Origin of the sequence: Maricaulis sp., from assembly GCF_048269565.1 — a bacterium.
Classification (GTDB): domain Bacteria; phylum Pseudomonadota; class Alphaproteobacteria; order Caulobacterales; family Maricaulaceae; genus Maricaulis.
The window spans coordinates 313740-338407 of record NZ_JBLXIK010000003.1 but is presented as its reverse complement, the minus strand read 5'-3'; the positions used below and the strand labels follow the sequence as shown (position 1 = coordinate 338407).

General features: G+C 63.6%; 30 protein-coding genes. 16 read left to right on the top strand and 14 right to left on the bottom strand.

Translation table 11 applies throughout. The annotated features are described in order from the left end of the window. Window positions 1-114: 114 nt before the first annotated feature. The gene (locus tag ACN0YL_RS08450; RefSeq protein WP_417497680.1) at window positions 115-462 is read right to left on the bottom strand and encodes a hypothetical protein; all 348 of its coding nucleotides are present in this window, start codon (window positions 460-462) and stop codon (window positions 115-117) included. Next, on the bottom strand, window positions 459-1394 hold the full coding sequence (locus ACN0YL_RS08445; protein WP_417497679.1) for a DnaJ C-terminal domain-containing protein: 936 nt from the start codon (window positions 1392-1394) through the stop codon (window positions 459-461). Before ACN0YL_RS08445 ends, ACN0YL_RS08450 begins: the two co-directional genes overlap by 4 nt. A 174-nt stretch (window positions 1395-1568) precedes the next feature. Here ACN0YL_RS08445 and ACN0YL_RS08440 point away from each other — a divergent pair, with 174 nt between their 5' ends. Further along, window positions 1569-1955 (top strand): DUF302 domain-containing protein, encoded by a 387-nt coding sequence (locus ACN0YL_RS08440; RefSeq protein WP_417497678.1) that lies wholly within the window; start codon window positions 1569-1571, stop codon window positions 1953-1955. A gap of 5 nt (window positions 1956-1960) precedes the next feature. Here the strand turns inward: ACN0YL_RS08440 and ACN0YL_RS08435 are convergent, their stop codons facing one another. Further along, window positions 1961-2167, bottom strand: coding sequence for a LapA family protein (locus ACN0YL_RS08435; RefSeq protein ID WP_417497677.1), 207 nt, complete (start codon window positions 2165-2167; stop codon window positions 1961-1963). 366 nt (window positions 2168-2533) lie between these two features. Between ACN0YL_RS08435 and ACN0YL_RS08430 the strand changes: the two genes are divergently transcribed. Next, a complete protein-coding gene (locus ACN0YL_RS08430) occupies window positions 2534-2872 on the top strand; it encodes a GNAT family N-acetyltransferase (protein WP_417497676.1) in 339 nt (112 codons plus the stop codon). Window positions 2873-2882: 10 nt separating this feature from the next. On the opposite strand, the gene ACN0YL_RS08425 is transcribed toward ACN0YL_RS08430, so the two are convergent. The 3 genes from ACN0YL_RS08425 to ACN0YL_RS08415 form a co-directional block, all read right to left on the bottom strand. Then, window positions 2883-3242 carry a GFA family protein gene (locus ACN0YL_RS08425; protein WP_417491608.1) on the bottom strand — a complete coding sequence of 120 codons (360 nt, stop codon included), beginning with the start codon at window positions 3240-3242 and terminating at the stop codon, window positions 2883-2885. A gap of 11 nt (window positions 3243-3253) precedes the next feature. Then, window positions 3254-4804, bottom strand: coding sequence for a GNAT family N-acetyltransferase (locus tag ACN0YL_RS08420; protein ID WP_417491609.1), 1551 nt, complete (start codon window positions 4802-4804; stop codon window positions 3254-3256). A 145-nt stretch (window positions 4805-4949) separates the two neighbouring features. Next, the gene (locus ACN0YL_RS08415; RefSeq protein WP_417497781.1) at window positions 4950-5858 is read right to left on the bottom strand and encodes a LysR family transcriptional regulator; all 909 of its coding nucleotides are present in this window, start codon (window positions 5856-5858) and stop codon (window positions 4950-4952) included. A gap of 111 nt (window positions 5859-5969) precedes the next feature. On the opposite strand from ACN0YL_RS08415, the gene ACN0YL_RS08410 reads away from it, so the two are divergent. Together ACN0YL_RS08410 and ACN0YL_RS08405 are read left to right on the top strand one after the other, a co-directional pair. Further along, complete coding sequence (locus tag ACN0YL_RS08410; protein WP_417497675.1) at window positions 5970-6989, top strand: zinc-binding alcohol dehydrogenase family protein; 1020 nt, start codon at window positions 5970-5972, stop codon at window positions 6987-6989. Between the two features lie 9 nt (window positions 6990-6998). Next, window positions 6999-7814, top strand: coding sequence for an SDR family NAD(P)-dependent oxidoreductase (locus tag ACN0YL_RS08405; RefSeq protein WP_417497674.1), 816 nt, complete (start codon window positions 6999-7001; stop codon window positions 7812-7814). 917 nt (window positions 7815-8731) lie between these two features. Here the strand turns inward: ACN0YL_RS08405 and ACN0YL_RS08400 are convergent. The 4 genes from ACN0YL_RS08400 to ACN0YL_RS08385 all read right to left on the bottom strand — a co-directional run bounded on the left by ACN0YL_RS08400 (window position 8732) and on the right by ACN0YL_RS08385 (window position 11553). Beyond that, on the bottom strand, window positions 8732-9037 hold the full coding sequence (locus ACN0YL_RS08400) for a helix-turn-helix domain-containing protein (protein ID WP_417497673.1): 306 nt from the start codon (window positions 9035-9037) through the stop codon (window positions 8732-8734). Continuing rightward, a complete protein-coding gene (locus ACN0YL_RS08395; protein WP_417497672.1) occupies window positions 9037-9387 on the bottom strand; it encodes a type II toxin-antitoxin system RelE/ParE family toxin in 351 nt (116 codons plus the stop codon). The genes ACN0YL_RS08400 and ACN0YL_RS08395 overlap by 1 nt, the downstream gene beginning before the upstream one ends. Window positions 9388-9531: 144 nt before the next feature. Continuing rightward, on the bottom strand, window positions 9532-11007 hold the full coding sequence (locus ACN0YL_RS08390) for a RimK family protein (RefSeq protein WP_417497671.1): 1476 nt from the start codon (window positions 11005-11007) through the stop codon (window positions 9532-9534). Between the two features lie 3 nt (window positions 11008-11010). Beyond that, the gene (locus ACN0YL_RS08385; RefSeq protein ID WP_417491617.1) at window positions 11011-11553 is read right to left on the bottom strand and encodes a GNAT family N-acetyltransferase; all 543 of its coding nucleotides are present in this window, start codon (window positions 11551-11553) and stop codon (window positions 11011-11013) included. Window positions 11554-11690: 137 nt separating this feature from the next. On the opposite strand from ACN0YL_RS08385, the gene msrP reads away from it, so the two are divergent. Both msrP and ACN0YL_RS08375 read left to right on the top strand, forming a co-directional pair. Then, window positions 11691-12671 carry a protein-methionine-sulfoxide reductase catalytic subunit MsrP gene (gene msrP / locus ACN0YL_RS08380; protein WP_417497670.1) on the top strand — a complete coding sequence of 327 codons (981 nt, stop codon included), beginning with the start codon at window positions 11691-11693 and terminating at the stop codon, window positions 12669-12671. A gap of 2 nt (window positions 12672-12673) precedes the next feature. After that, window positions 12674-13354 (top strand): sulfite oxidase heme-binding subunit YedZ, encoded by a 681-nt coding sequence (locus ACN0YL_RS08375; protein ID WP_417497669.1) that lies wholly within the window; start codon window positions 12674-12676, stop codon window positions 13352-13354. On the opposite strand, the gene ACN0YL_RS08370 is transcribed toward ACN0YL_RS08375, so the two are convergent. Both ACN0YL_RS08370 and ACN0YL_RS08365 read right to left on the bottom strand, forming a co-directional pair. Beyond that, window positions 13291-13779 carry a hypothetical protein gene (locus tag ACN0YL_RS08370; protein WP_417497668.1) on the bottom strand — a complete coding sequence of 163 codons (489 nt, stop codon included), beginning with the start codon at window positions 13777-13779 and terminating at the stop codon, window positions 13291-13293. The two genes, ACN0YL_RS08375 and ACN0YL_RS08370, sit on opposite strands and share 64 nt — an antisense overlap. Window positions 13780-13898: 119 nt before the next feature. Continuing rightward, window positions 13899-14237 (bottom strand): YegP family protein, encoded by a 339-nt coding sequence (locus ACN0YL_RS08365; protein WP_417470839.1) that lies wholly within the window; start codon window positions 14235-14237, stop codon window positions 13899-13901. A gap of 185 nt (window positions 14238-14422) precedes the next feature. On the opposite strand from ACN0YL_RS08365, the gene ACN0YL_RS08360 reads away from it, so the two are divergent. After that, window positions 14423-15931, top strand: coding sequence for a helicase HerA-like domain-containing protein (locus tag ACN0YL_RS08360; protein WP_417497667.1), 1509 nt, complete (start codon window positions 14423-14425; stop codon window positions 15929-15931). Between the two features lie 59 nt (window positions 15932-15990). On the opposite strand, the gene lysM is transcribed toward ACN0YL_RS08360, so the two are convergent. Then, window positions 15991-16482, bottom strand: a complete 492-nt coding sequence (lysM, locus tag ACN0YL_RS08355; RefSeq protein WP_417497666.1) for a peptidoglycan-binding protein LysM — start codon at window positions 16480-16482, stop codon at window positions 15991-15993. A 29-nt stretch (window positions 16483-16511) separates the two neighbouring features. Then, window positions 16512-17144, bottom strand: a complete 633-nt coding sequence (locus ACN0YL_RS08350) for a DUF937 domain-containing protein (RefSeq protein WP_417497665.1) — start codon at window positions 17142-17144, stop codon at window positions 16512-16514. Between the two features lie 289 nt (window positions 17145-17433). Between ACN0YL_RS08350 and ACN0YL_RS08345 the strand changes: the two genes are divergently transcribed. The 9 genes from ACN0YL_RS08345 to ACN0YL_RS08305 all read left to right on the top strand — a co-directional run bounded on the left by ACN0YL_RS08345 (window position 17434) and on the right by ACN0YL_RS08305 (window position 24656). After that, window positions 17434-18540, top strand: coding sequence for an S-(hydroxymethyl)glutathione dehydrogenase/class III alcohol dehydrogenase (locus ACN0YL_RS08345; protein WP_417491623.1), 1107 nt, complete (start codon window positions 17434-17436; stop codon window positions 18538-18540). A 218-nt stretch (window positions 18541-18758) separates the two neighbouring features. Continuing rightward, entirely contained in the window at window positions 18759-18986 is a 228-nt protein-coding gene (locus tag ACN0YL_RS08340; protein ID WP_417470831.1) for a FitA-like ribbon-helix-helix domain-containing protein, read from the top strand. After that, window positions 18983-19402 carry a type II toxin-antitoxin system VapC family toxin gene (locus ACN0YL_RS08335; RefSeq protein ID WP_417497664.1) on the top strand — a complete coding sequence of 140 codons (420 nt, stop codon included), beginning with the start codon at window positions 18983-18985 and terminating at the stop codon, window positions 19400-19402. Before ACN0YL_RS08340 ends, ACN0YL_RS08335 begins: the two co-directional genes overlap by 4 nt. A 47-nt stretch (window positions 19403-19449) precedes the next feature. Continuing rightward, entirely contained in the window at window positions 19450-20577 is a 1128-nt protein-coding gene (locus ACN0YL_RS08330; RefSeq protein WP_417497780.1) for a M14-type cytosolic carboxypeptidase, read from the top strand. Next, entirely contained in the window at window positions 20574-21032 is a 459-nt protein-coding gene (locus tag ACN0YL_RS08325; protein ID WP_417491625.1) for a YaiI/YqxD family protein, read from the top strand. The genes ACN0YL_RS08330 and ACN0YL_RS08325 overlap by 4 nt, the downstream gene beginning before the upstream one ends. Window positions 21033-21035: 3 nt before the next feature. Then, window positions 21036-21878: an S-formylglutathione hydrolase gene (gene fghA, locus ACN0YL_RS08320; protein WP_417491626.1), complete on the top strand. Its 843-nt coding sequence runs from the start codon at window positions 21036-21038 to the stop codon at window positions 21876-21878. A 96-nt stretch (window positions 21879-21974) separates the two neighbouring features. Further along, window positions 21975-23876 carry a M2 family metallopeptidase gene (locus ACN0YL_RS08315; RefSeq protein ID WP_417497663.1) on the top strand — a complete coding sequence of 634 codons (1902 nt, stop codon included), beginning with the start codon at window positions 21975-21977 and terminating at the stop codon, window positions 23874-23876. Window positions 23877-24006: 130 nt separating this feature from the next. Beyond that, complete coding sequence (locus ACN0YL_RS08310) at window positions 24007-24237, top strand: AbrB/MazE/SpoVT family DNA-binding domain-containing protein (RefSeq protein ID WP_417497662.1); 231 nt, start codon at window positions 24007-24009, stop codon at window positions 24235-24237. Further along, the gene (locus ACN0YL_RS08305) at window positions 24234-24656 is read left to right on the top strand and encodes a PIN domain-containing protein (protein WP_417497661.1); all 423 of its coding nucleotides are present in this window, start codon (window positions 24234-24236) and stop codon (window positions 24654-24656) included. Before ACN0YL_RS08310 ends, ACN0YL_RS08305 begins: the two co-directional genes overlap by 4 nt. The last annotated feature ends 12 nt before the right edge of the window (window positions 24657-24668 follow it).

The following is a 24668-nucleotide window of genomic DNA, read 5'->3' as shown; positions in this document are numbered from 1 at the left end:
TAAAGAAATTTCAATATCAGACTGAATTACTTGGTTAATGTGGATTTTTATCCGGGTTCGCCGGTGCGGTTTCGCCCCGGCCAGCGCCATCTCCGGCCGGATAGCGACTGTCGCTCAGTCCGCCAGACCACCCCGGGCCGCGCGCCAGGCCGAAAGCACGCTTTCGCGCACCTCATCCGGCTGCACGTCAACCGCCCGTCCAAGCGCCTGCAGATCGGCGCGGGCAGCGTGCAGCTGGTCCACCAGTGACATCACCAGGGCGAGCGCCTCATCGGCGAGCTCATGGGTTTCAGCCAGTTCGCACACCAGCTCCAGCCGCGCCCGGTCGATAGCCGAGAAGCGCGGCCCGTCGCCGGCCTGCAACGGCATGACAATCCCGATCTCGACATAGGCTTCAAGCCGGTCCGGTGTCAGCATTGCGATCGCGGCCACGGTTTCCTCGGCGGTCAGCGGCTCGGTCATGACATCATCTCCTTGCGCGGATCATGGCTGTGGGTTTCGCGCCAGCTCTCCATGAAGTCCTTGAGGGCATCGTCGATCTTCGGCGGCGTGACAATCCGCAGCTCGACGCGCTGATCACCGCGTGGCTTCTTGCCCCCGGGCTGAACCCCGCGGCCGCGCAGGCGCAGGATCTGGCCGCTGCTGGCGCCGGCGGGAATGGTCAGGCTGACGGGGCCGTCAATGGTTGGCGTCTGCACCTTGCCGCCCAGCACCGCCTCGTCGATCGTGATCGGCAAGGTCAGCACGATGTCATTGCCTTCGCGGCGATAGATCTTGTGCGGCCGCACGCTCAGCGTCACCAGGGCGTCGCCATTGGGCCCCTCGCCCATGCCCTCGCCACCCTTGCCGCGCAGGCGGATGGTCTGGCCATCGGCGGTGCCGGTCGGGATTTTCACGTCCAGGCTCTGCCCGTCCGGCAGGGTGATGCGCTTTTGCGCCCCCTTGGCCGCTTCGAGAAAGTCGAGTTCGAGCTGGTAGCGCCGGTCCGGACCGGGGGCATTGAAGGCCCAGTCACCGCGATCATGGGACTGACCGCCGCGGCCACGCTGGCGCAGGATTTCCTCGAAAATGCTGGCGGTATCGAAATCCTCAAACCCGCCGGCACCCTGGCGCGAGGCGCCATCGGCGCCGGAATAATCGCGATAGAATTTGCGCTCCGGCGCCCGCTCGGCGCCGCTGGCATCGATCTCGCCCCGGTCATAGCGGGCGCGTTGGGCCGGATCCTTCAGCAGGTCATGGGCCTCGGTGGCCTCGATGAAGCGGGACTGGGCATCGGGATCGTCGGGATTGAGGTCGGGATGACTGGTCCGGACGATCTTGCGATAGGCTTTCTTGATCTCGTCGGCCGTGGCAGTCTTGGCAACGCCCAGCACTTCATAGGGATCACGGGACATACGCACCTCAAGGCAGGAATGAGCCCGCCATTGTCACCGATTGAGACCGCCGCACAAGCGGGGGGCGACCAATTGCCTCGCTTGCGCCGCTGCCGGCCAGATAGCAGATCAGGGGCAAGATGGATGGCCCGCCGCTCCCGGCCAGGCCCCTTTCGACCAAGAAGGATCGACACCATGAGCTATACGATCAACCGCGTCTTCGCCGGCGCCGATTTCGCAGACATCGATGCCCGCACCCGCAAGGCGCTGGCAGACAAGGGTTTTGGCGTCCTCACCGAGATTGACGTCCAGACGGTGATGAAAAAGAAGCTCGATGCCGACCTGCCCGGCTATCGCATTCTCGGCGCCTGCAATCCGCAGATGGCGCATGAGGCGATCCTGCTGGAACCGCGGGTCGGGGCAATGCTGCCGTGCAATGTCATCATCCGCGAGACCGGTGACGGCGTCGAGGTCAGCGCGATTGATCCGGCCGCCTCGATGATGGCGATCGACAATGCCAAGCTGCAGGCCGTCGCCGGCCAGGTCGGCGGGATGCTCGCCGAGGCGGTGGCCGCGATCTGAGCGGATCAGCGGCGGGCGCCGGGGTGCCAGAAGGCCTTCAGCAGCCAGCCGACCACAGCGCCGAGACCGAAGCTGGCGCCGATCACCACGATCCGGCTGGTGTGAAAGCTCCAGAACAGCACGGTCACCTCGACGTCCGAGATGTTCTGCAGGGCGAACAGTGCCAGCAGCGCCACCAGGCCGCCAGCCAGCCAGAGTTTGTAATGCCGCATGCTGCGTCCTCGTCAGGTGCCGAGGCGTGACTGTGCGGCGCAACCGCCCCGGCGACAAGTCCGAACGGGGCGATGCGACCAATGGCCCCGGCCGGCGCAAGTCTTTTTCCAGTGGGGACCTTATTCCGCCGCCCGGCCCGCCCTATCTAGCCGCCTACAGGAATGGAGGCTCACATGCGATGGGCAGGTCTGGCACTCGCTGCCATCATATTGGCCAGTACGGTCTGGTTCGTTTTTGCAGCGCCGGTGCATGGGGGTGATCAGCTTGTGCTGGCGTCTTCGTCACTGCCGGGCGAGACTGCAACACGGCTTTGATCACGCCCGTACGGGCAGCGGGTTCACACGAACTCCAGCAGGGATGATGCGATGACACAGATACCGAAAACGCAGATACCGAAAACGCAGACACCGGAGATCAGCTTCACGCTCGAAAGCGACGATGACGGCGGGCGCTATCTCGCCCATGTCGCCGGCAAGCCCGAGCCGGGCGAGCTGACCTTCAAGCGCCGCGGTGAAAACCGCATCCTGGTCGATCATGTCCGCGTGCCCCACAGCCTGCGCGGCAATGGCATCGCCACGGCGCTGGCGCGTCACCTGGTCGCCGAGGCACGAGCCAAGGGCTTCACGGCCTATCCGCAATGCCCCTTCATGGTCTCCCAGGCCGAGAAAAACCCCGACTGGGCCGATGTGATCGAACCGGTCTGAACCGCGCGCTCTAGTCGAGAAATTCCCAGCTCTCTGCGCCGTCGAAATGACGGATGCGCAGGCTTGCGATGGCGGCAGGGGCGGCCATATTGACATTGACCGCCATGCGCCCGCCGGCATCCGGATCGGCGCCCTCCCAATGCGTAGTGCAGCCACAGGCCTTGCACGAGACAAAGGCCAGCATCCTGTCGCCGTGGAGATAGCGCACCACGCCCTCGGCCGGGTAATCCAGCACGATCTGCGACGCGTCGGCATGGGCCCACAACGCATTGGCGCGGCGGCAATAGGAACAATTGCACCGCGTCAGCCAGTCCGGCTCGATGTTCAGCGTCCAGCGCACCGCGCCGCAATGGCATTGCCCCTCGATCATGCGCTCCTGCCTCAGGTCTTGGCCGTCCACTTGATGGAATAGAGATCAAAGCGCCGGTCGCGCAGATTGCGCACCGTGCCCTCCTGGCGGGCCCAGTCGAGATCGGCGAGGTTGAGATCGGCGATGGCGACGGTCTCGACATTCTCCGAGCACTCCGCTGCGATACCGTCGCGGGCGAAGCGGAAATCACACGGGGTCAGGATGCAGGACTGGGCGTACTGGATGTCCATGTTTTCCACACCTGGCAGATTTCCGACATTGCCGGACATCACGACATAGCACTGGTTCTCGATCGCCCGCGCCTGGCTGCAATAGCGTACCCGCATATAGCCCTGGCGGTTATCGGTGCAGAAGGGCACGAACAGGAGTTTGGCGCCGGCATCGACCAGTTGCCGCGCCAGTTCCGGAAACTCGCTATCATAGCAGATCAAAATGCCGATCGGGCCGCAATCGGTCTGGATGGTCGAGATCGCATTGCCGCCCTGGATGCCCCACCACTGACGCTCCGACGGCGTCGGGTGGATCTTCTCCTGCTGGTGCACCGATCCATCGCGCAGGAAGACATAGGCGACATTCTGGATATCCCCCTTCTCGGTGCGCGTCGGGTGGGAGCCGCCGACGATGTTGATATTATAGCTGATCGCCAGCTTGCGCATCGCCTCGACGAATTGCGGCGTGTATTCGGTCAGCTTCTCGATCGATTGCGACGGTGTCAGCCGGGTCTCGGCAAAACCGAGCAATTGCAGGGTGAAGAGCTCGGGGAAGACGACAAAATCGCAGCGGTAATCCGCCGTGACATCGACGAAATATTCCACATTGCTCATGAATTCCTCGAAGGAGTGCACCTTGCGCTGCTGGAATTGCACCGAGGCAACGCGGACATCCTCCTTGGCACCGGGAGGCGCACTGGCGCTCTTGGTGTGGACGGCGGCATAGGGATTGCGCCAGACCATATGGCTGGCAAAACCGCCTGACGCCTCGTCATAGGGCAGATAATCGGGCAGCACGCCGATCGGCTCGAAACCGAGCCGCATCTGGAAGCGGATCACCGGGTCGGAGATTTTCTGCGCCACCACCGCCTCGAGATACTCGGCCGGATCGGGATAGAGTTTCTTGCGCCGTTTCCAGCCCGGGATGCGGCCGCCGAATACAATCCCCTTCAGCTCGAAGCGCTCGCACAATTCGCGGCGCGCATCATAGAGCCGCTGGCCGATGCGCAGGCGTCGGCGCTCCTGGTCGACACAGACCTCCATGCCATAGAGCCAGTCGCCCTTGGGATTATGCCGCGAGGCATAGCCCGAGCCGGTAATGCCGTTCCAGGTGTGCGGCGCCAGCGCCGCGGCCTCGTCGATGATGAAGCTGGCGGCATAGCCAACGATGTCGCCATCATATTCGACCACTACCTGCCCTTCGGGAAAGTTGGAGATCTGCCCCTGCAGCATGGCGGTGCTGTAGCTGTCGAGCTGGGGGTAGACCTTGTCGACCAGCGCAATGATCGCCGGAATGTCACTGATGCGGGCATTGCGGATATTCAGCGATGAGCGCGATTTCTGGCTGGCCATGTACGGGTAATCCTGTTGCTTCGGCGCACTCTATCAGGCGCGCTGGCGCGGCCATACAGGAATTGCGCGGCCGGTGGTAGCGCTTTGTTGCCGCGGACGGTGCGTGCTCTCTCCAACGCCTGGAAAGGGCGCAGGCCGGGCCGGCTCAGGCGTCGGTCCAGGCCGGATTACCGCGCAGATGCTCGAGCAGGAAATCCATGAAAACCCGCGTCTTCGGGGTCAGTACATTCGAGCGCGGATAGACCAGCCAGAGCACGGAGCGGTCATTGAGGCGCCAGCCGGGCAGGACCCGCACCAGACGGCCGGCCGCGATCTCGTGCGCGACGCTCCAGAGGGAGTTGATCGAGAGCCCTGCCCCGGCAATCGTCGCCTCGCGCTGGGCGGCGCCATCATCGACAATCATGCGGCAGCCCAGCGCCCGCGGGTCCAGTAGCGCGGTCTCGCCCTGGCGGCCGATCAGCTCGCGCGGCGCCTGGTCGGCCCAGGCGATGAAATCATGCCCCGTCAGCGCCCCGGGATGATCCGGCATCCCGTGCTCAGCCAGATAGGCCGGCGCGGCGCAGAGCACGCGGGCATCCTCGGCCAGCTTGCGGCCCTTCAGACTGCTGTCGCTGAGCGGTGCGCTGCGCAGGGCAAGATCGAAACTGCCCTCGATCAGGTCATGGCGGGCATCGGACAGCCGCAGATCCAGCGTCAGATCCGGATGGCGCGCCTGGAAGGCCGGCAGCAGCGGCATGACGTGCAATTGCGCAAAACTGCTCGGCGCGGCGAAGCGCAGCGTGCCGGTGACCCCGGCGCTGCCATGGCCGAGCGCGGCCCGGGCGGCGCGCTCCTGGGCCAGGATCTCGCGGGCATAGGGGAGAAACTCCGCGCCCTCGAGCGAGAGCGAGACCTTGCGCGTCGTCCGGTGCAGCAATTCGGCCCCGAGCGCCTGTTCCAGCCGTGCCAGCCGGGCGCTGGCGACGGCGGGGGCGAGGCCGAGCTCGCGCCCGGCGCCACTGATATTGAGCCGTTCGGCTGCCATCACGAACAGGCGCAGGCTGTCGGTGTCCAATTGATTATCTTTCAAAACGGAAAACTGAACTCGAAACTTGCCGGTTTCATCCGAATATTCAAGGGCTATCTTGCAAGCCGAACCCTGATCAGCCCCTGGAGAGGCCCGAAAATGCAAGCGATTGGATATGAAACAGCCGGCCCGGTGGACGCCCCACAGGCCCTCACCCTGATTGATGTGCCACGGCCGCTGATCGGCCCGCGCGACCTGCTGGTCGAAGTGCGCGGCATTTCGGTCAATCCGGTCGATGTCAAACTGCGCGCCGGCGTCACGCCCGAGGGTGGTCCGCGCATTCTCGGTTTCGATGCCGCCGGCATCGTGGTCGAGACCGGCGCAGAAGTCAGCGGCTACGCCGTTGGCGACGAAGTCTTCTACGCCGGTGACCTCACCCGTCCGGGCAGCAATGCCCAGTTCCAGGCGGTCGATGAGCGCATTGTCGGGCGCAAGCCTGCCAGCCTCGACTTCACGGAAGCCGCAGGCCTGCCGCTGACCTCGATCACGGCCTGGGAGATGTTGTTCGACAGTTTCCGCATCGCCGAAGGCAGCGGCACCGGCGACAGCCTGTTGGTGATTGGCGGAGCCGGCGGTGTCGGCTCGATCCTGATCCAGCTGGCCAAACGCCTGACCGGGCTGACCGTGATCGCCACCGCCTCGCGTCCACAAACCCGCGACTGGGTCACGAAAATGGGCGCCGACCATGTCATCGACCATCGCCAGTCCATGCCGCAACAGCTGGCCGAGCTGGGCCTTGAGCCGCGCTATGTCGCGGCGCTGACCGGCACGGAGGGGCATTTTGCGGCCATTCTCGAGCTGATCGCCCCGCGCGGCCACATCGCCCTGATTGACGATCCGGCGACGCTCGATATCCTCGCCGCCAAGGTGAAGGCCCTGACCGTCAGCTGGGAATTCATGTTCACCCGCTCGATGTTCGCCATGGCCGACATCTCGGCCCAGCGCGACCTGCTCGACCGCGTTTCGGCCATGATCGATGCCGGGCAATTGATATCGACGGTCACCGAACGCGCCGGCCCGCTCGATGTCGAGCATTTGCGCGCCGCCCATGCCCGCCAGGAAAGCGGACGCGTGATCGGCAAGCAGGTGCTTGACGGCTTCGCGCCCGCCCGCAGCTGAGGATTGCCCATGTCCACCAAGACCATACTGATCACCGGCGCCACGGACGGGATTGGCAAGGCCGCTGCCCTGCGTCTGGCGGCGCTCGGGCACACCCTGCTCATCCATGGCCGCAATGCCGGCAAGCTCGCGGCAACGGCGGACGAATTGCGCGCCGTGGCCGGTGCCGGCCCGGTCGAGACCTGGCAGGCGGATATCTCCGACCTCGCCGCAACCGCCCGTCTGGCCCGCGAGATCCGCGGTGCCCACAATCAGATCGACGTGCTGATCAATAATGCCGGTGTCTACAAGCTCGACCATCCCGTCCTGCCCGATGGCCAGGATGTGCGCTTTGTCGTCAACACGATGGCGCCCGCCCTGCTGACTCGTCTCCTGCTCGGGGCCATCCCGGCGGACGGGCGCATCATTCATCTCTCCTCCGCCGCCCAGGCGCCGGTCGATCTCAAGGCCCTCGCCGGCGAGCGCCCGCTCGAGCCGATGGCTGCCTATGCCCAGAGCAAGCTCGCCCTGACCATATGGAGCCAGGCGCTGGCCGCCGAGCTTGGCCCGGATGGCCCGGTCAGCCTCGCCGTCAATCCCGGCTCGCTGCTGGCCACCAATATGGTGCGCAAGGGCTTTGGCGTCGCCGGCAGTGATATCGGCATCGGCGCCGATATCCTGGTCCGTGCCGCGCTGTCCGATGAATTCGCCGGCGCGACCGGCCGCTATTTCGACAATGATTCCGGCAAGCTCGCCGCGCCGCATGGCGAGGCTGCGGATGCGCAAAAGGTGGCGCAGGTCGTGGAAGCGATCGAGGCGCGGATTGCGGGTTATCTGCAAGGGTGACGGGACGGTCATTGGCGACACGAAAATCTCCACGCGGCTCGCCGCTGGAGGTTTGAGTGTTCCCACCTGGGTGGGAGGGTGTGGGACGCCTTCGAGTGCCGAACTGGCGCCAGTATTGTTTTGTTTGGTGTGGCCGTCGAAGCCGTCCCACACGTGCAGTTTTGTCGGACTGTCTCCACCCCGGTTCCAATCCAGAAAGGTACTCAGGTCGGTCGTTTAGTGCCGTCAGACCTTCTGGACGCCCTGCCGGAGTTCGGGCCGTCACCCCTCTACCCGGACAGGCTGCACGCTTCCATGTCGCCGCGATTGACTGAGCTCACGCCTCCCGTGCGACCGGAACGAGGTGATTATGCGCCAGGCGGGAGGGGGCGGGGATAAGTTTGGCGATTTATCGTCATCCCGACGCAAGTCGGGACCTCGATAGACCGGGCTCCGACCTTGCCACGGCGAGGTCCCGGCCTTCGCCGGGATGACGTGGGATCATTGTCTGTCGTGGGGGATAAGACGCCAATCGGCACCCGCCGCGCCCGTCATCCTCACCAGCTCCGACCGCTTTGCGGCCACCTCTTCCATCAAGGAAGAGGAGGGCGTTTGATCTGAACGGCTTCGATAATCTCCCTCCTCTTCCTTGATGGAAGAGGTGCGCCGGACAAAGTCCGGGGCGGAGCTGGTGCCGGCCTCGCAACACGTGTGGGGCAAGTGGCATTTCCCGGTGTCGAAAAGGTCGCCCCGCGCCCAGACCCCACCCTGAAAACCATGCCGGGATCCAGCCAGACTGGCAAGGATTACAGGGATGACTCTGCCTGGCGTGAGGCCGAGGCGAGCTGGTCGCAAAGCTAGAGGTTTCAGCGGATTGCTGCGGAAAATATGGTGCCTGTCACCGTATATTTGTCACCGTATATTTCCGTCTTCCCGGCTCAAGCCAGCGCGATCTGCAATTCGCGACCGAGCACCCGCGCCGCACGGCTGAGCGTGGCCAGCTCGATACGGTCATTATCGGGGTCGAGCAGCCGGTCGAGCTGGCTGCGGCTGGTCTTCATGCGGCGCGCCATCTCGACCTTGGTAATAGATTGGCGCTGCATCTCCTCGGTCAGCTGCCACGCCACCACCCGTTTGATCGCCGCCGCCTGGACGTCCTCATAGACGCCCTCCTCGCGCAGGAACTCGTCGAATCCGGAGCCGAGTCCGGGGTTTGCGTCGGGGGTGCGGGTCTGGTCTGTCATCATGTCAGCTCTTTCATCCGTCCAGCGGCCTTGTCAATTTCACTCTGAGGCGTCTTGCGCGATTTCTTGATGAAACCGCTCAGCAGCACCATGCGATCACCAAGGATGCAGAAAATTACCCTCGCGATTCGATTGCCCGGCAGGGAGGAGCGGACTTCGCGCAATCCCTTTCCGAGCGGGCGGCAGGTTGGCATGCCCATCGGCCAGCCATATTCCACTGTCGCGATATCCGTACCGACGATCTTGCGATCCTCGGGGCTGAGGTCTTCCTTCAGCCAGTCTCGGACAGGCTCGCCGCCTGACGCCATACGGTAGAAGACCGCCCGGATCGTCTTGGGCGAAGGGCGCATGCGCGGTCCTTTCCATCAAGGCGATATGTACCCTTAGAGGTACATGTTGTCAAGTGAGGTGGAGCTTGTGGGCGGTCAAAGCGAGCGGAATAGGCACGGGCCGACGAGTTAAAGGACCTCAATGCACAGCACTTGTCTCGCCCCCTACCCCTTCACCTTAACCGCATTCATCCGCCGCTCCAGCCTTGTCGAGAACCAGCCGATGATCGCGCGCCAGAGCTCGTCCTTGAGTACGGCGCCTTCGACTTCGGTTTCGAGATTGGGGTTGTCATTGATCTCGATCACGAAAATGCCGCTCTCGTTTTGCTTCATGTCGATGCCGTAAAGGCCATTGCCGATCAGGTTGGCGGCTTTCTTGGCGATTTCGATCACGGCAGGTGGCGCATCCGCGATGGCCATCGTCTCGAAACCGCCCTCGGTGTATTTGCCGTCGGCCTCGTGTTTGATGATCTGCCAGTGGCCGCGCGCCATCTTGTATTTGCAGGCAAACAGGGGCTCGCCATCGAGCACGCCGATGCGCCAGTCATAATCGGTCGGCATGAATTCCTGGGCGATGATCAGGGCGGTGTCGGCGAATAATTCCTTGGCGCGTTTGGCCAGTTCGGCCTCATTGGTGACCTTGTGAACCTGGCGGCTGAAGGAGCCATCGGGCGCTTTCAGCACCACGGTGGCGCCCAGGCGCTCGAACAGGCCGGTCATCGGCGTGGAGGCGTCGAGGATTTCGGTTTTCGGGGCCGGCACACCGCCCTGCTCCATCAGTTCTTTCAGGAAGACCTTGTTGGTGCAGCGGATCATCGAGCGGCAATCATCGATCACCGGCATGCCCTCCTGCTCGGCGCGGCGGGCGAAGCGATAGGTGAAATTGTCGATCGCGGTGGTGGTGCGGATGAAGAGCGCGTCGTATTCGGCCAGGCTGGCGAGGTCATTGGGGCCGATCAGATCGACTTCGACGCCCATCTTGGCGGCGACACTGGCGAGGCGCTGGACCGAGGATTTGCTCGAGGGCGGAAATTCTTCCTTCGGATCGACCAGGATGGCCAGCGACCAGCGCGGCGCGGTGCGTTCCTTCGGCGCGACCCATTGGCGGCGGGTGTATTGGCCGAGGCAATCGAGGAAGAATTGCCGGTCCTCATTCTTGAGGGCGTGCGGCGAGATCGCCTTGATCTGCTGGATCTCCCGGCCCGAGGCCGACAGCGTCACATCGAGCACGGGGGCGCGGAACCAGTCGAACAACAGCTTGGAGAATTTCGCCAGCGCCTTGTTCTGGCACTGGCCGAAGGAGATCAGCAAATGCCGGTCTTCCGAGGCAACGCCGCCGAGATCCTTCATCAGCGCGACATTGAGATCGGGCAAAGCCTGGGCATAGAGCCCCTTGCGGCTGAGCTCGACGACCGATTGCGCCGTCGGCACGATGCGGTGGCCGCGCGCTTCGGCCAGCAGCGAGGCGTAATAGCCTTTCGACTGATAGCTGTAGCTGCGCGCCAGATTGATGATGTTCGGCCGGCGGCCGGTGAAGAGCTGCGCATTGACGATATAATCGCGGATGCGCATGACCTTGTGGGGCGTTTCGTGCTGGGCGAGATCGCCTGCATGTTCAACGAGAATGAGCCAGTCGCTCACGAGCTATCGCTCTCCTGATCCGTGCGGCGCGTCCGCTTCAAATAGCAACGCCGCTTCACCGTCCTCGTAATAGGCTTCCCGTGTCCCCCGCAAGCGAAATCCTGCGCCCTCATACAGGCCGATCGCCCTGGTGTTGGACCGGCGCACTTCCAGCTGCACCAGATGGCAGCCGCGCCGCGCCGTCAGATCGATCGCGGCGCTCAGCATCGCCTGCCCGACCCCGGCGCGGCGATGGTCCGGCGCGACGGCGAGCGAGTAGATGCGCGAGATGGCACTGCCGCGCCGGAAGGCCAGCGCCAGATAGCCGGCCGGCTCACCGGCGATATGCGCCAGCAGGAACAAGGTTTTGCGCGCGCCGAGCATTCGGCGCAGATTGCGGCGGCTGAACCGGTCGGCGGTGAAGCTGTCGATCTCGATATCATCGATCGTGTCGAGATCGCCGCGGCGCGCCAGGCGCAGCTCGATCACAGCCTGGCCGTCGCGGCTGTCATGGCGCCAGCGCAGATCATCATCGAAAGCTCGCGGCAGATCGGTCTGGGGACTCATGATTGATCCGTTCGGATACGGGCGGCGTAGAATTGTCACGCGATCACTGCCCGATCACGAAGGCGTGCGGCGGGGATGCGTTTGTCGCAAACTGCACTATCCTCAAACCCACAGAGCACCAAGAGCCGAGGAAGACGATGCTGATCAGAAAACCCCACCGCTGGCAATTGCCCGAACGCGCCGTGACGCCGAAAGCCGATTTCCTCAATCGGCGGCAGATCATGGCGGGGGCCGGCGCGCTCGGCCTGGCGGGGCTGGCAGGCTGCGGCGCGGCGGAGGAATCCTCTGCCCGGACCGCCGGCGGCGGTCGCCCGACCTCCGGACCGCTCGATTTCCGCCCGACCGGCTATCAGGTCGCCGATCCCTCAACGCCCTACGAGGCGGTGACCGGCTATAATAATTTCTACGAATTCGGCGTCGGCAAGGATGATCCGGCCCGCTATGCCAGCGCCATGACGACCGATCCCTGGTCGATCGAGGTCGAGGGCCATGCGGAGCGCACCGGCACATTCGCGCTCGAGGATGTGATCGATTTCTCCGCCCTTGAGGAGCGTATCTACCGCCTGCGCTGCGTCGAGGCCTGGTCGATGGTCATCCCCTGGGTCGGCGTGCCGCTGGCCGACGTACTGGCCCGCTTCGAGCCGACCTCGGATGCGCGCTATGTCCAGTTCATCACCTATCAGGATGCCGGCGAGATGCGCGGCACCCGCACCCGCGTGCTCGACTGGCCCTACAGGGAAGGTCTGCGCATGGATGAGGCGATGAATGAGCTCGCCTTCCTCGCGGTCGGGCTTTATGGCGAGGTGTTACCGAACCAGAACGGCGCCCCGATCCGCCTCGTCGTGCCGTGGAAATATGGCTATAAATCAATCAAATCCATCGTCAAGATCCGCTTCGTCACCGACGAGCCGCAGACCTCCTGGAAGCAATCGGCGCCGCGTGAATACGGCTTCTATTCCAACGTCAATCCGAACCGCGCCCACCCGCGCTGGAGCCAGGCCTCGGAACGGGTGATCGGCGCCGGTCCGTTTGCGCGCCGCGATACCGAGATGTTCAACGGCTATGGCGCTGAAGTCGCAGAGCTCTATGCCGGCATGGACCTGATCGAGAACCATTGAGCATGGCCAAAAGCGCATTCCTGCGGGCCTTTGGGAAGCACTGGCTCAAACCGCTGGTCTTCTGGGCTCTCGCCCTGCCCGGCCTCTGGCTGGCCTGGCAATGGGCGCTATTGTTGAGCGGCGCGCCGAATCAGCTCGGCTTCAATCCGATCGAGACAACCCACCGTTTTCTCGGCGACACCGCCCTGCGCATCCTGCTGATATCGCTGGCGGTGACGCCGTTTCGCGATCTGACGCGCTGGCTGCCGGTCATGAAGGTGCGCCGCCGTATCGGGCTGGCCGCCTTCTGGTATGCGCTCGCGCACCTGGTGGCCTATCTCGGGCTCGACCTCTATCTCGCCGCCGGCATGAGCCTGACGGGCATGTGGGCCGGGCTGTGGGAGGATGTCGTCAAGCGGATCTATATCACGCTGGGCATGACGGCCTTCATCCTGCTGATCCCGCTGGCGCTGACCTCGTTCAACTCCATGGTTCGCCGGCTCGGCGCGAAAGCCTGGCAAAACCTGCACTACAGCGTCTATCCGCTCGCGGTGATCGCTTGCCTGCATTACGGCTTCATGGTCAAGGGCAACCAGCTCGGCCCCTGGGTCCATGGCGGCATTCTGGCGCTGCTGCTCGCCTACCGGCTGGTGGCCGGGATCAGGAGGCGGACCAGGCCGCAACCGATCGCCAGCGCCTCCTGACGCTTGAGCGCCAGCAGCACGACGCAGGACAGCCACACCCCGCAGGCGGCCACGAACAGGCCGCCGCCATCCTGGTTGGGATCAATGCCGAGCGGGGTGAAGAGATGGAAGCTGATCGCCCCCGTCATCACCGCCAGGCCCAGCGCGGCACCGAGCACCTGCAAGCGGCGTAAGGCGGGTATAAATCCGATCAATAGTAAAGCAGAAGCAATGAGTTCCGCCGCTCCGATCACGTATTGGCTGAACAGGCCGGCATGGGCAAACAGGCCGCCTGCCCCCCAGCTCGCGGCCCAGCCATCGAGCAGGCCGAAAATGGTTTGTGTCTCCGGCGCGTCGGTGAATTTAAAGCGCAGCGAGTCGAGAAAGATCACCGCGATGAAAAGCGGCAGGATGATTGTGGCGACCTGTTTGATCCGGTGCAGCATGACGGGCCCTTTCCTGTTCGGGACCGGCAGGCTCGCACAGACAGGCGCGCAAAAGAAGACCGGCGCCCCGATTGAGGCGCCGGCCGTATTCACGATAGCGTCAGATCAGGCAGACCGGATCAGGCCTCGGTCTCGTCAACGACAGCGGCACCATCGGCGGCGCGGGCGATAGCCTCGCGGCCCTTCTCGGCGCCGGATTCGCTGCTATAGCCCTGGCCGGTCAGGATGATCTGGCCATTGCTCGCCTTCAGCGAGAGATAATGCTTGCCGTCCTTGCCTTCCTTGATGACGTAACGGTTCATGTCCGGCGCATTGCGCTTGACCGACTCGATGCCATTATCGGCACTGGCGCGTGCCTTGTAGGTCTCGGACTTGCCGACATTCTCGCCATTGCCGGCGATCAGGGAAAAGAAGAATTCGCCATTCTTGGCGCGCTTCATCACGAACTTACCAGCCATTGTCTGTCCTCTTTGCTCGATGCGGGCCTGCCCCGCAGCGCTTGAATTGATTTCAGGAAAATTCTGCCTCAGCAGAGGCGCTTGCATGTATTGTGTCGTCTTGGCATTCAGTTAGTCAATAGGACCAGATTTCAGGAAAGCCCGCAGTTCGGCCAGACGCCGAAAACGCAGGCAGGGAGAGGCAATTGGACGATATTTTCATTGGCGGCGCGGATGGCGCAGCCCAGTCTCTCCTGCTCAAGCGCGCGAATCGGCACGGCCTGATCGCCGGCGCCACCGGCACCGGCAAGACGGTGACGCTGCAAATCCTCGCCCAGGGCTTTGCCGATGCCGGCGTGCCGGTCTTCGTCGCCGATGTGAAGGGTGATCTGTCCGGCATGGCAGCGGCCGGCAGCGACACCACCAAGCTTCACCCGAAACTGGTCTCGCGCGCCGAGACGATCGGGCTTGAGAATTACACTTACGCGTCCGCGCCCTGCGTGTTCTGGGACGTGTTCGGCACGCGCGGTCATCCGCTACGCACCACGGTCTCGGAAATGGGGCCGCTACTGCTCTCGCGCATGCTCGACCTCAATGACACCCAGGAAGGCGTGCTCAATGTCGCCTTCCAGCTGGCCGAAGACGAGAACCTGCTCTTGCTCGACCTCAAGGATCTGCGCGCCCTGCTGGTGCATGTCTCCGAGCGCCGCGCCGAGCTGAGCCAGACCTATGGCAATGTCGCCCCGGCCTCGATCGGCGCCATCCAGCGCCGCCTGCTGGTGCTGAGCCGCGAAGGTCTGGAGAATTTCTTCGGCGAGCCGGCGCTGGAACTCAGCGACATGATGCGCACCGGCACGGATGGCCGCGGCCAGGTCAATATCATGGACGCGACCCGCATCATCCAGAACCCGACGCTCTATTCCACCTTCCTGTTGTGGCTGTTGTCGGAACTGTTCGAGGAATTGCCGGAGATCGGCGATCCCGACAAGCCGCGCCTGGTCTTCTTCTTCGACGAGGCGCATTTGCTGTTCGACCGGGCGCCGCGCGCCCTGCTCGACAAGGTCGAACAGACCGTCAAACTGATCCGCTCCAAGGGTGTCGGCGTCTATTTCGTGACCCAGAATCCGCGCGATGTGCCCGAGCCGGTGCTGGCCCAGCTGGGCAATCGCATCCAGCACGCCCTGCGCGCCTATACGCCCAATGAGCGCCGCGCCGTGAAGGCCGCCGCCGATTCCTTCCGCCCCAATCCCGATTTCGATACCGAGGACACCATCACCCTGCTCGGCGTCGGCGAGGCGCTGGTCTCGACGCTGGATGAAAAGGGCCGGCCGAGTGTGGTGCAACGCACCCTGATCCGCCCGCCGGCCTCACGCATGGGCCCGCTGACCGATGCCGAGCGCGCCGAGGTCATCAGCACCAGCGTCATTTTCGGCCGCTATGACACCGGGCTCGATCGCGAGTCGGCCTATGAGAGCCTGGAGCGCCGCACCGAGACGCGCCTGCGTGAGGAACGCGAGAGCGCCGAGCGCGAGGCGCGGGAAGACGAACGTGAAGCGGCTGAAAAAGCACGCAATTCGCGCTCGTCACGCAGCCGCCGTTCGCGCGCGCCGCGGCGTGGATCGACCGGGGCGATGGTCACCAGCGTGCTGCGCCAGTCCTCGACCGTGCTGGTGCGCGAACTGGTACGCGGTATTTTCGGCAGCCTGCGCCGCTAGCAAAACGCCCCCGGGAACGGATCCCGGGGGCGTTGATGCAGGCCTGATTGCGGCAGGGTCTACTTCTTGAAGCTGCCGGGCTTGCCCTTGAAGGCAGCGCCATCATCATCGCCGGGAATGCGCAGCAGCTGGCCCGGATAGATCTTGTCCGGATGCGAGAGCATCGGCTTGTTGGCTTCAAAGATCTTCGGATAGGCGCTGGCCTTGCCGTATTGATCCTGGGCGATCTTCGAGAGCGTGTCGCCGCTCTTGACCGTGTGGAAGCGGCCGGCGGCCTCTTTCTTGGCGGCGATCATCTTGTCCTCGACCGAGGCGACGCCCTTGATATTGCCCGCGGCCATCAGCAGCTTTTCCTTGGCCGCCTGGCTCAGGCCCTTGCCCTTGAGCACGACCTTGTCCTTGACGACTTCGAGCTCGACGCCATCGGCGCCCTCGATGTCATGGCCGGTGATTTCCTTGCGAACGAGTTCGGCCTTGTCACCGTCATCCTTGTCGCCATCGAAGCCAAGCGACTTGCCGGCATTGGCGATCACATTGATCAGATTGAACATGGGGTTTCCTTTTCAGTGGCAAACAGGGTTCAGCGGCCGCGCTGATTGATCATGTCGAGAATGTCGTCGGCGACACCATCGCCCTCGTCATCAAGGGCACCGGTCAGGGCGCCGAACATGCCGCCCAGACCGCCAGCGCCCGCGCTGGCCGAACCGCTTCCGAGGCTGCCGCCGGCGACAGCGCCGAGCAATTGACCAAACATGCCGCCACCGGGGCTGACCTGCGGGGCGGCCGCTTGCGGCGCTGCATTCTGGGCCGCGCCGCCAACCAGCATGGTCGCGACCAGTGGCAGGAGCTGACGCAGCACGCCGGCATCGACACCGGTACGGTCGGAGGCGTCAGCGGCAACGCGGCGCGAGACATCGCGCGAGCCGAACAGCTGGCCCAGCAGCGCATTGCCCTGCTCCACCGTCGCCGAATCCTCAAGCGCGCTGCTGTCTTCCAGCGCGCGCTGGGCCGTGGCCGGCTGGAGACCCTGCAGCAGGGTGTCGAGCCCACCGGCACTGCTTTCGCGGCGAACACCGGCAGAGAGCGCCGGCAGCAGCGCCTGGACGGCGGACTGGGCCTGGGTTTCGGAAAGGCCGAAGCGCGAGGCGATATTGCCGATCGCCTGGCCGCCCTGGGCCTGCGCAAGCATGCCGAGAAGATCTCGTGTGGACATGGATGGTCTCCTGAAATGATCCGGTGGGGGCAGCGGGTATCGCTGCCAGTTCCGGGATTGGGCCGGGGCATGGACCGCGCCGGCGCGGTTGTTGCTTAGAGAAACCTTACCATGACTTCATGTCAGAAACAGGGTTTGTTTCACCGAAGCCGCAGACCTAGCAGACCCCTGCCTATACCGGAGATGAACGAAAACGGCGGGTCGCAGCTCCGGCCCGGACCAGAGATTTTCACTCGACCCGATTCAGCTGGCGCTCTAATCAAAGGGCAAAGCCACACCGGAGAGACTCATGGACACGCGCGCCGCCATCGCCTTCAAGGCCGGCTCCCCCCTCGTTATCGAAACCGTCCAGCTTGAAGGGCCCCGCGCCGGCGAAGTGCTGGTCGAGATCATGGCGACGGGTGTTTGCCATACCGATGCCTTCACCCTGTCGGGCGATGATCCGGAAGGTGAATTCCCGGTTGTCCTCGGTCATGAGGGCGCGGGCATTGTGCGTGAGGTCGGTGCCGGCGTGACCTCGGTGAAACCGGGCGATCACGTCATCCCGCTCTACACGCCGGAATGCCGCGAGTGCGAATACTGCCTCAATCCGAAAACCAATCTGTGCCAGAAAATCCGCTCGACCCAGGGTGCCGGCCTGATGCCCGACGGCACCAGCCGCTTCTCCTTCCAGGGCAAGCCGCTGCTGCACTATATGGGCTGTTCGACCTTCTCCAATTTCACCGTCCTGCCCGAGATCGCCGTCGCCAAGGTCCGCGAGGACGCGCCCTTCGACAAGATTTGCTATATCGGCTGCGGCGTCACCACCGGCGTTGGCGCGGTCGCCTTCGACGCCAAGGTCGAGCCGGGCTCCAACGTTGTGGTGTTCGGCCTTGGCGGCATCGGCCTCAATGTCATCCAGGGCGCGCGCATGGTCGGCGCCAACAAGATTATCGGCATTGATATCAATGAGGACCGGCTGGCGATCGCCAAACAGTTCGGCATGACCGATTTCATCAACCCGAAAAAGGTCGACAACCTGGTCGAGGCGATCATGGACCTCACCAATGGCGGCGCGGATTATTCCTTCGAGTGCATCGGCAATGTGAACACGATGCGCCAGGCGCTGGAATGCTGCCACAAGGGCTGGGGCGAGAGCATCATCATCGGCGTCGCCGGTGCCGGCCAGGAAATCTCCACCCGTCCCTTCCAGCTCGTCACCGGCCGCGTCTGGCGCGGCTCGGCCTTTGGCGGCGCGCGCGGTCGCACCGATGTGCCGCGCATTGTCGACTGGTATATGGACGGCAAGGTCAATATCGACGATCTGATCACCCACACCATGCCGCTCGACAAGATCAATGACGCCTTTGATCTGATGCATGCCGGCAAGAGCATCCGGAGCGTGGTGGTTTACTGACCGCATGCGGGCCCGCCGGTGGCGGGCCGTGCTCCAGGCCGCCAGTGTGACGCGCGACCTTGCGCCGCGTTTTCCGCCTCGCCGGCAGCGGCGCGGTCGCGGTCACGGCCTATGCCCGTCGCTCCCTGCTCTTTCTGTAACGGGGTGCGGCGCCGCCGATTGCTTGCCCGTATCCCGGCATTTTGTTATGATAGCACCCTGCTATCATGGAGCGTGTCATGGGCCAGATCCTCATCCGCAACCTCGATGACGAGGTCATCGCCAAGCTGAAACTGAACGCCGAAGCCGCCAGTACCTCGCTCGAGCAATATCTGCGGGACATGCTGACGGCGAAGGTGATGTCAGACAAGGAAGCTTTTCTGGCGTTCGCGAAGGGCATGCGTGAGAGCTCGCGGCCATCAGACCTCGATCCAACTGACCTGATCCGTGAGGACAGGGACCGTTGAGCGTTTTCATTCTCGACGCCAGCGTCGCGACGAAGCTCTTCGTCCAGGTTCCGGGGTCCGAGCAGGCAGAGGCAGCGGCGGCGGCCCATCAATTCATCGCACCGCGCCTGATCCTCACGGAAACGGCGAACGCGCTGTGGAAATACGTCAGACGTGGTGAGACCTCTCTAGCACAGGCCCAGGACGCGGTCCGGTATCTGGACCGACAGCTCGCCATCGTTGATGATTTCAGGCTGATCATCCTCGCCCAACGCCTGGCGGCAGAACTGGACCATCCGGTGTATGACTGCGTCTATCTGGCGACGGCGCAGTCCTATCAATATCCCCTGCTCACCGCCGACAAGCGCCTCATCGCCCTCGCCTGCGACCTTTCGCTTGATGTTGTCGATCTGGCCTCGATACCGATTGAGGGTTAAGACACGGGCCAGACTCACCTCCTGCCCCGGATAGCGCGCCCATGACCCTGCACATCACCGACAAGTTCGACAGCGGCAATATCGTCGTCAAGACGTCCCGCGACCCGGAGAATATCGAGCTGGAGATCCGCAAGGACAAGGATTCCGACTTTTATCAATGGTTCCATTTCCGCGTCTCAGGCGCGCGCGACGAGGATCTGGTGATGCACATCACCAATGCCGGCGGCGCCGCCTATCTGGAGGGCTGGCCGGGCTATCAGGCCTGCGCCTCCTATGACCGCGAGACCTGGTTCCGGGTTGAAACGAGCTATGCCAAGGGCGTGCTGACGCTGCAGCATACGTCGGAACTCGACACCGTCTGGTATGCCTATTTCGCGCCCTTCTCGATGGAGCGCCACCAGGATCTGATCGCCGCCGTTCAGAGCTGCGAAGGCGTCACGCTCGAAGTGCTCGGCGAGACGCTCGACGGGCAGACGATTGATTGCCTCACCGTCGGTGAGCCTTCCAAGAAGAAGCGCACCATCTGGGTCACCGCGCGCCAGCATCCCGGCGAGACGATGGCGGAATGGTGGATGGAAGGCTTTCTCGACCGCCTGCTCGATCCCGATGATCCGGTGGCGCGCAAGCTGCGCTCGAAAGCCGTCTTCCATATCGTGCCGAACATGAATCCCGATGGCTCCAAGCGCGGCCATCTGCGCACCAATGCCAAGGGCGTCAATCTCAACCGCGAATGGGACAAGGCCAGCCTGGAAAACTCGCCCGAGGTGTTCCATGTGCTCAATCGCATGCGCGAGACCGGGATTGATCTCGCCCTCGACGTCCATGGCGATGAGGCCCTGCCCTACAACTTCATCGCCGGCGGTGAAGGGGCGCCGAATTTCGACCAGCGCGGCCAGACTAATCTCGACGCCTACAAGGCCGCCCTGTGCACGGCGAGCCCGGATTTCCAGACGCAGCACGGCTATGATGTCGATGCGCCCGGCACCGCCAATCTCTCCGTCTGCACCAATTATCTCGCCAATGAATTCAAATGCCTGGCGATGACGCTGGAAATGCCGTTCAAGGACAATGCCGACCTGCCCGACTATATCCATGGCTGGTCGCCGGAACGCTGCCGCAAGCTCGGTGCCGCCAATCTCGAGGCGATGCTGGCGCTGGTGGACCAGTTGCGGTGAAGCTCTACGTCGACGCCGATGCCTGCCCGGTGAAGGATGAAGTCCTTCGCGTCGGCGAGCGCCATGAGATCGAGATGCTGTTCGTGTGTGATGGCGGCATTCGCCGGCCCAATTCCAACTGGGCCCGGCTGGTGATTGTCGACCAGGGCACCGATGCGGCCGATAACTGGATTGCCGACGAGATCGGGCCCGGCGATGTCTGTGTCACCACCGATATTCCGCTCGCCGATCGCTGCCTCAAGGCCGGGGCGCTGGCGGTCGATCATCGCGGCAAACCCTTCACGCCCGACAATATCGGTTCGGTGCTGGCGACGCGCAACCTGATGACCGATCTGCGCGAGACCGGGATGCAGACCGGTGGCGCCCGGCCCTTCGGCCCCAAGGATCGCTCGGCCTTTCTCAACGGGCTGGAAATCGTCATCCAGGCCGCCAAGCGCGGCAAGACACCCCGCTAACCCTTGGAGACGCAGATGGAATTGCTCAGCTCGGTCAAATGTTTCGGCGGCGATCAGCGGCGCTATCGCCACCGCTCCAATGTGCTCGATTGCGAGATGACGGTGTCGGTCTACCTGCCACCGCAGGCCGCACAGGGCCCCGTGCCGGCGGTCTGGTTCCTGGCCGGGCTGACCTGCACGGACGAGAATTTCGTCATCAAGGCCGGCGCCCAGCGCTATGCCGCCGAACTCGGCCTCGCGATCATCTGTCCGGACACTTCGCCGCGCGGCGAAGGCGTCGCCGATGATGAGGCCTATGATCTCGGCCAGGGCGCCGGTTTCTACCTCAATGCCACGCGCGAGCCGTGGGCGAAGCATTTTCAGATGTGGGATTATGTGACGGCGGAATTGCCGGCCCTGGTCGCCGAGGCCTGCCCGCTGGATATGCAGCGCCAGTCAATCATGGGCCACTCGATGGGCGGGCATGGCGCGCTGACGATCGGCCTGACCCATCCCGACCGCTTTGCCGCCATCTCCGCCTTCGCCCCGATCGTGGCGCCGATGCAGGTGCCCTGGGGCATCAAGGCCTTCACCACCTATCTCGGCGACGACCAGTCAGCTTGGGCCGCCCATGATGCCTGCCAGCTGCTGGCCAATAGCGACGCTGCCCTGCCCCCGATCCTGATCGACCAGGGCCTGGCCGACAATTTCCTCGCCGAGCAATTGCGCCCGGAATTGCTCGAAGCGGAGATCGATGGCCGCGACATCACCGTGCGGCGCCAGGCCGGTTATGATCATTCCTATTTCTTCATCGCCAGCTTTGTCGGCGAGCATCTCGCCTGGCATCGCCAGCAGCTGGACCGGTAGTGCAGACGTAAGGCTCAGGCGCTTGACGCAGCGATGCAGAAAGCGAGGATGGCAGCAATCCGGCGCGGGACGCCGATGACAAGGGGAGTATCGACAATGACCAAACTTCTGACCGGTGTAGCGGTTGGCGCCCTCCTGGCGGCCGGCGGGCTCTACACCTATCACAACATGCATGAGAGCCGCGCCCATGGCGGCGAGACCATGCACGATATCCACCAGGACACCGCCCCGGCGACACAGGCCGACCCGGCTGCGCCAGGCACGGTCGAGGACGCGGCGCAATTCCTCGCGGAAACCGAGGCCGAGATTGGCGATTTCGGGGAGTTTGCCGCCCATACGGCCTGGGTCTATGCCAACTTCATCACCGAGGACACCGAGTATCTGGTCAGCCGGATGAGCGCGGAAGCGACCGAGCTTCAGGTCCGCCAGGCCGGCGAGACCGCCCGCTTCAGCGACACCGATCTGCCGCTCGACATGCGCCGCAAGATGACCATGCTGACCGCCGGCATCACCCTCCCCACCCCATCGGGCAGTGATTACGCCCAGCGCCTCGCTGAACTCACGACGCGGATGAGCTCGTCCTATTCCACCGGCACGATCGAGATTGACGACACACCCGTCACGCTCGACACGCTGGAAGTGATGATGGGCACGGAGCGTGATCCCGAATTCCTCGCCATGATGTGGAATGACTGGCGCGCCGCGATCAATCCGGCCCAGATGAGCCAGGATTATGCCGAGATGGTCGAGATCGCCAATGCCGGCGCCCGCGAACTGGGTTTCTCTGATCTCGCCGAGATGTGGCTGTCCAATTACGACATGCCGGCCGACGAGATGGAAGCCGAAGTCGAGCGCCTCTGGGGCCAGGTCGAGCCGCTCTATGAACAGCTCCACTGCTATGTCCGCGACGGGCTCAACGAGACCTATGGCGAAGACGTCCAGGCGACGACCGGCCCGATCCGCGCCGATCTGCTGGGCAATATGTGGGCCCAGGGCTGGGCACCGATCAATGATATTGTCGGCATCCAGTCCGGCGATGGTCCCGGCTATGATCTGACGCAATTGCTCGAGGATCACGACTACACGCCAGTGCAGATGGTTGAGACCGGTGAGCGCTTCTACACCTCGCTCGGCCTTGATCCGCTGCCGGAGACCTTCTGGGAACGCTCGCTGATCACGCGTCCGCGCGACCGCGATGTCGTCTGCCATGCCTCGGCGTGGAATCTCGACAATGAGGAAGATATCCGCATCAAGATGTGTACCCACGTCAATGCCGAGGACTTCCGCACCGTCCACCACGAGCTGGGCCATAATTTCTACCAGCGCGCCTATCGCGGCCAGGACATGCTGTTCCGCACCGGCGCCCATGACGGCTTCCACGAAGCGATCGGCGATTTCGTCGCGCTGTCGGTGACGCCGGATTATCTGGTGCAGATCGGCCTGCTCGAGGAAGACGAAGTGCCCGACGAGTCCGCCGATCTCGGCCTGATGATGAATCTCGCCCTCGACAAGATCGCCTTCCTGCCCTTCGCGGTGATGATGGATCAGTGGCGCTGGCGCGTCTTCCGCGGCGAGATCACGCCGGAAGACTACAACACCGCCTGGTGGGAGCTGCGCGAGCAGTATCAGGGCATCATGCCGCCGGTGGAACGCCCCGCCGATGCCTTCGATCCGGGCGCGAAATACCACATCGCCAACAATGTGCCTTACTTACGCTATTTCCTGAGCTATATCCTGCAATTCCAGTTCCAGCAGGCCGCTTGCGACATGGCCGGATGGGAAGGCCCGCTCAATCGTTGCACCGTCTATGGCAATGAGGAAGTCGGCCGCCGCTTCAACGAGATGATGGAAATGGGCGCCTCACAGCCCTGGCCCGACGCGCTGGAAGCCTTCACCGGCACCCGCGAAATGGACGGCTCGGCCATCATCGCCTATTTCCAGCCGCTGATGACGCGCCTGGAAGAAGAGAACGCCGGCAGCAGCTGCGGCTGGGAATAGTTTTCCCGGACGCTTGAATACGGAAAGGGCGGCTCTCGGGCCGCCCTTTTTGTTTGTGGTTTCCGTGCCAGCGCACATCGTGATATACTTTGTAACGAGTGTATATCCGACGCGTGGAAGGAGAGCGGCCATGCAAGTGTCCAAATGGGGCAACAGCCTCGCTGTCCGATTGCCCGCAGCAGTGGTCGAGGCGCTCGACCTGAAGGCGGGTGACGAGATTGAGATCAATATTTCAGGGCGGCGCAGCTTCGATATCGCGCGCAAGCCCACGATCGACGAGCGGCTGGAGATTGTCCGCGGCTTCCGGGAGAAGTTTCCAGCCGATTTCAAGTTTGATCGCGACGAAGCCAACGAGCGGTGAATGCGCTGAGCCACATCGACCGGGTATTCCTGGACACGAATATCTTCGTCTACCTGGCTTCAGACCATGTGGAGAAGGCCGGCATCGCGGCGGCCCTGCTACGCGACAGCAGCCTGCGCCGATCCATTTCCACCCAGGTCTTGAGCGAATTCGTCAATGCGGCACGTCGCCGGACCGGACTGGGATGGCCAGAGATCCGGTACCTGCTGGGCATCTTCCGGGAAACCTGCGCCGTTGAGCAAATCCAGGAAATCGACATCGAGGCGGCCATCGACCTGGCCCAGTCATACCGGTTTTCCTGGTATGACTGTCTGATCCTCGCTGTCGCGATCCGCAGCGGTGCCACAATTCTGCTCACCGAGGACCTTCAGCATGGACAGGTCCTGGGGCCGCTGACGATCCGGAACCCGTTTCTCTAGGCTCCGGACAGG